This is a genomic window from Bradyrhizobium sp. Mp27 (genome assembly GCF_029953005.1).
GTDB lineage: Bacteria > Pseudomonadota > Alphaproteobacteria > Rhizobiales > Xanthobacteraceae > Bradyrhizobium > Bradyrhizobium barranii.
In genome coordinates, this window is the sequence record NZ_JASAUS010000287.1 from 1 (window position 1) to 5,397 (window position 5,397).

Sequence of the window (5,397 nt, forward strand, 5' to 3'; positions counted from 1 at the left end):
AGGACTCCGCCGTCCACGTTTCTCTTTCTTCATCTTCACTTGTCAAACAGCCCGGGACCAGGAGGCCCCAACCTTCCAGAGTGGAAGGGTTCCGACACCCTTACCGACGATGGATGAACTCCAATCGACTTACGTCGACTGTTGTGTCACTCAACAAGGTGAGGAGCATCAAGAGCGTTCACGCTTCCCTTGGCATCTAGGCCAAAGAGAGCGCCCGACAGACGGGCAACGCTGGAAAACGCATAGACGCTCACTCACCTGACTTCAAGCAGAAAATGAAAAGTTTCCACTTCGCGAATCTTCTCGTGTCCGCGTAGCAGAGCAGCAAGCCTGCTCGTCCTGGTTAAGCCCAGACGTTCATCGACTTTCCACCCGGGCACTCAGATAGTCAGAACTGTAGTCGCCCCCTTGTCTCTCATCGAAGAGGCGCTGGCGCAGTTTGTCTGCACCGAGCGCTGAGCTTCTTCCTGAAAGCCGCAGACTTCCCCCACGCTTCGACATCTGGCCGCACGAGCGCAAGTCCAGCCGGACCGGCCCCCGATTGCACGATATTTGCCCCGCCGGGAACACGCTCGCGCAATCTGCTACGGCCGAAGGTTCTGTTAAATCGCTTCGCGTCTATGAGCCAAAAGCGGCATCACGATCCTTTGAGGACTCGTTCAGGAGGCCGACAAGTCTGAGACCTTCCAGAATGCCTTCGAGCCGTTGTTCCTGGATCGTCGAGGCAAGCATTGCAGCGGCATCTCTTTGATGGACGGTGAAGTCGACGTCAGGCGATCGCTGAGCCAAGATATCCATGAGCGTCGGCACATCAGCCTTATGATGGCGCAAAACCGAGACTGCCTCCGCCGCGAGATAGTCAGCCAGGTCTCCGTTCAGTGGCGACTCAAACTCGAACTCGGCCCCCGCGCGTTCATTGATCGATCGTCGTATCTGATTGCTTTGCTGCTTTGCCGCCATCGAGAGCAGGAACACCGCATCCGCGAGCTTGTCCCGCGGCACGCTTCTCAACTCAGCGATAGACGCCTGGATGTCCATGCGGGAACTCTTATTGCGCTCGCGTCCTTGCTCTGCAAGTTGCGCGTCACGTGCGCGAGATTTGCTCTTCCGTGTTCGAAACATCACCATGCTCTCCAGCGGACGATATATCGCGGTGAACTGGTCAAATGAAGTACAAAGTTGCGAGGAGCTCGACCATGAACCTCGCCACGTTCTCGCGTCAGTGGTTCACTCCTGCGATGCTTCAAAAAAAGACGCGAGCGATCGCAACGTCGGTACCTCGCGAAGCAGCTTCGCGCCCATCGCTTGAAACGTGCACATTTGGCAGTTCAACAATCTTACGTCAGCCGTCACTCGGGCTTTTTCAACTTTGCGACGGCTCGACCAGTCATATCGTTGGCGGCTTTGCGGTAAAGTCGGGCCCGTCACGCGCCACCACGAAGCGCGCCGCAAACAGACCGATCCTTTGCGATCGACTCCGTAGACCACACACCGAGACAGCCCACACGAAGTTCGCGTAAAGAGGTTGGGAGGCAGAAAGTCATTTGAGCCCCGGGGTCGTTGTGCCCGGTCGCTTATTCTCCTGAAACGGACACACCGGCGAGAGCGGATGGTTCAAGACGCAAATATCGCGATCCAAGTTTGGAAGAAATGGGCCCGCGGCCGACTTCGAAGCGGCCGCATTGGCACGGGGCGGCTCGGTTTTCGGACAATCACATCTTGACCGCAGCCGCGAAAAGCCTGTCACCCCACTCGTACAACGGCCGCATGAAGTCAGATTGGGTGTGGATTGCTCGACCTTTCCGCTCGCGCCATTTTCGTCCGTAGGTATCGAACGGAAAGTGCCGCATGTAGTAGTCGCAGGTCTCTTCCCAATGGTCGACCGACAACGATTTGCCGTAGTGTTGGCAATAGAGGCCAGTCGCCACGCGTTCAACGCCACCCGGCTCGCGCGCATGGTGCTCTGCGAAGGTGATCTCCAACCGGTTTCGCCACAACATCAGAATGTCTCGCCGTTCCGGACCGAAGAAACGACGAAAGTCCAACAGTTCGCGATCGGCCTGATAGGGTGCATGATCCCCAGGAGTCATATAGGCGTCGAACAGTTGAACCCGCACGCCGTCGCACTCGCTAGAATGCCTTCCTTCTATGAATCCGCGTAAATCTCCGGTAACGCGCTCATCCGCATCGAAGCAAAACACCCAGTCGAACTGCAAATATTCGCGCGCCGTCTGCAACAAGAGGCCGCGATGCCGCCCCTCGGCATTCCGGCGTGCCTCGACCTCCGCTTCCCACGACCGATTTGTCACGATCAGAGCGACTTTTGGGTGTTCGCATAGAATTTCCAGCGTACGATCCGTGCTCGCGTCATCATAAGCGACTATCGCATCGACGTGCTTGCCGACGTAGTCCAGTGTGTCTCTGAGAATAAGCGCTTCGTTACGAACGCGGGTGATGCCGATTAAAAGGTGCTTGTGACCTAACAAGCCTGTGTTGCAAGCAATGATTCGTTCGCCCTCGCGAAGTAACCAACCAATGGTGCCCGGCATAATCATCGCCTCGCGACTTTAAAGAATTGACACCGATGATGGCGGACGGGCTCGTATCGCCAAGATTAAGAATTCTCGTTGTCGCCGCATCGAGCTGGCGACCCGCCCCTCTTGACCATCCCTCCCCTTACGCGATTTCGTGACATTTTCCCAAAGAAGGTTGTTAGATCAGCGAATGCAAGGCCGTGACCGCGGCCTCGCGGGTCTCCACAGGAACGAAAAAATTAATCGAATGTGGTGATAGAACGTATTTGTCAACGACAACCCCGTGGGATTGCAGAATTTGTATCGCCTGAAATGGCAAGTCTGAAGAAACGCCGCCGAAGCAAGTGAGGCTCACCGAACTTAAAGTCTCACGCTCTTTGCGCAAGTCTTTGCTCCTTTCCAGCGTGCGCAGCAGAGTGTCGAGCGATTCCGACTCGCAAGTCATCATGACGCGCGTTTTTCCGGCGGTGAAAGCCGAGGTGAGGACTTGCGGCCAAGATAAGCCGTTCTGCTTGAGATGCTGCGCAAATTTCTCAAGACCGTGACTGAGATTCGTCGAAGCGATCTCCACATGCTCAATACGAGCCATCGAGTTGACGGCCAAAACTTTTCCGCTTTCCATTCCGATAACCTCTTTCATCACTCGCGTGCTGTGTTCGGAATTGCCCCATTTTCGTAAGAACAAAGGGATATTTTGGCTTTGTGCCAGCTCCACGCTGCGAAAATGCAAAACCTTGGCGCCCCAAAAACACATTTCGGATAACGATGCAAAATCCAGCCGGCGCAATGGCTTTGCGTTCGCCACGATGCGCGGATCGGCCGAGCAAATTCCGTCGACCTCTTTGATAATTTCACAGCGCTCGGCCTTTAGCGCCGCAGCCATGGCGACTGCAGTGGTGTCGCTGCCGCCCCTGCCTAGTGTGGTGATTTCTTTGGTTCGCGGATTAACGCCTTGAAAGCCCGCTAAAACCACGATGCGTCCGCGACCGAGTTCTTCGAGCACGCGCGCAGGCCGCACATCTAAAATGCGCGCGGAAGAATGAGATTCGTCTGTCATTACACCGGCCTGACTCCCGGTAAAACTAATGGCTGGCGCACCGAGATCAGACAGGGCCATGCTCATCAACGACATGCTGATGCGCTCACCGGTCGTTAACAACATATCCAGTTCGCGGCGGTTGGGATGCGGGCTTACTTGATAAGCCGCCTTAATTAGTTCGTCGGTCGTCTTACCCATCGCTGAAACGATCGCCACGACGCGATGACCACGGTTGTGCAAATCGGCGAGACTCTTCGCAACCGCGCGGATTTTTTCCGGGGTTTCTAGGCAGACGCCGCCGTATTTTTGCACGATGGTCGGATTGTTGGGCATTAACTTGCGACGGTAACTCTATGAGCGGTGGCTTGATGTTCGCTTCGCCACGCCGGATAGCTTCATAAATCTAGCTCCAGAATTGCTTGCGGCCGCGCAAGATTGGACCAACCCCTGTCGAATTTCGCGACGTTTTTTCCGCGCGTCAGTGAGGCCCTGAGTTTCTGAAGATAAATAGGCCAGTTGCACGTCGTTGCCTACGTACCTCTCCGCTCATCGCCTTTCGCAGCTCTCTAAGTATTCGATACAACAATCGTTTTTCTTGGCGGAAGATTGGCGGTCACGACAAGATCGGCTGGGTAACGCTAAAAGTTCTGCCGCCCCGAAAAAAGCCCTGAGTGAGAGTGGGGCCGGTCCGCCCGCCGTCGGGCAGCGCCTCGGTGCGTCTTCCGAGGCTGACCTCCCGTCCTGGAAAGTAGCCCTCCATAAGAGCTGCGTGCGGAGCGGGAAAGACCACAGGTTCGTGGGCGGCAGACGACAAAGATAGTACCGTCCTCAACCAGTCGCCCGTGGGATTTTGCCAAGTTTTCGGCCGGATTCCGTCGGACAAATGTTCCGCCGGTCTGGCGCCGGTCGTGCGATGGACCAGACCAACAGTCCTCTCGTCGGAGGTCACGGCTCATGAGTCCCGTCACAATTGCGCTGCTCGTGCTCCTCGGCGTCGTGCTGCTGCTCGCACTCTGGCTCATGGGCATCTACAACGGACTGGTGGTCGCCGCGAACCGCTTCAAGAACGCCTTCGCCCAGATCGACGTGCAGCTCAAACGCCGCTACGAGCTGATTCCGAACCTCGTCGAAGGCGTCAAGGGCTACATGGCCCATGAGAGAGAGACGCTCGATGCTGTCATCAACGCGCGCAACAGCGCGATGGCGGCCGAGCAAAGAGTCGCCGCCCACCCCAGCGACCCGGCGGCCATGAGGGAGCTTAACCAAGCCGAGGCCCAGCTGGGCGGCATCCTGGGCCGGCTCTTTGCCCTGTCCGAGGCGTACCCGGACCTCAAGGCCAACCAGAACATGCTCGCCCTGCAGGAGGAGCTGAGCTCGACCGAGAACAGGATCGCCTTCGCCCGGCAAGCGTTCAACGACGCCGCCGCCACCTACAACATCCGGCGCGAGGTCTTCCCGGCCAACACAGTGGCCGGCATGTTCGGCTTCAAGGAGGCGGCGCTGCTCGAAGCCCCAGAGACCGAGCGCGCAGCGCTCAAGGTGTCGTTCTAATACGGAACAATCGCCGCTCCGCGCGTCCCATGCTTCCGGTTCCACGCTCTCAAATCCGCCTCTGACCATGGCCACAAATTTCTTTCAGCAGCAGGATTCGGCCCGACGCAAGACCCTCCAGCTGGTGGTCTATTTCGTCTTGGCGATCCTGATTCTGATTGCCCTAGCCCGTCCTATTCGTGAGAGTGCGTTTTTCTAGTCCGATTGATGTGGCCGCACATCTGCTCTGACGAGGCGCACAGGATTGCCTTCGGCTTTTCACCGCCTGACGAC

General features: G+C 57.0%; 4 protein-coding genes. 1 reads left to right on the forward strand and 3 read right to left on the reverse strand.

The window, feature by feature from the left end:
* Positions 1–618: 618 nt before the first annotated feature.
* The 3 genes from QJT78_RS47990 to QJT78_RS48000 all read right to left on the reverse strand — a co-directional run bounded on the left by QJT78_RS47990 (position 619) and on the right by QJT78_RS48000 (position 3,906).
* Positions 619–1,038: a hypothetical protein gene (locus QJT78_RS47990; RefSeq protein WP_281460749.1), complete on the reverse strand. Its 420-nt coding sequence runs from the start codon at positions 1,036–1,038 to the stop codon at positions 619–621.
* Positions 1,039–1,712: 674 nt separating this feature from the next.
* The gene (locus tag QJT78_RS47995) at positions 1,713–2,549 is read right to left on the reverse strand and encodes a glycosyltransferase family 2 protein (protein WP_038945870.1); all 837 of its coding nucleotides are present in this window, start codon (positions 2,547–2,549) and stop codon (positions 1,713–1,715) included.
* 163 nt (positions 2,550–2,712) lie between these two features.
* The gene (locus QJT78_RS48000; protein WP_038945872.1) at positions 2,713–3,906 is read right to left on the reverse strand and encodes an aspartate kinase; all 1,194 of its coding nucleotides are present in this window, start codon (positions 3,904–3,906) and stop codon (positions 2,713–2,715) included.
* 687 nt (positions 3,907–4,593) lie between these two features.
* On the opposite strand from QJT78_RS48000, the gene QJT78_RS48005 reads away from it, so the two are divergent.
* Positions 4,594–5,124: a LemA family protein gene (locus tag QJT78_RS48005; RefSeq protein ID WP_312016877.1), complete on the forward strand. Its 531-nt coding sequence runs from the start codon at positions 4,594–4,596 to the stop codon at positions 5,122–5,124.
* Positions 5,125–5,397 lie beyond the last annotated feature (273 nt).

Excerpts from the sequence above, each read along its gene's own strand:
- QJT78_RS47990 (WP_281460749.1), bottom strand. The coding sequence starts at position 1,038 with ATGGACATCCAGGCGTCTATCGCTGAGTTGAGAAGCGTGCCGCGGGAC.
- QJT78_RS47995 (WP_038945870.1), bottom strand. The coding sequence starts at position 2,549 with ATGCCGGGCACCATTGGTTGGTTACTTCGCGAGGGCGAACGAATCATT.
- QJT78_RS48000 (WP_038945872.1), bottom strand. The coding sequence starts at position 3,906 with ATGCCCAACAATCCGACCATCGTGCAAAAATACGGCGGCGTCTGCCTA.
- QJT78_RS48005 (WP_312016877.1), top strand. The coding sequence starts at position 4,594 with ATGGGCATCTACAACGGACTGGTGGTCGCCGCGAACCGCTTCAAGAAC.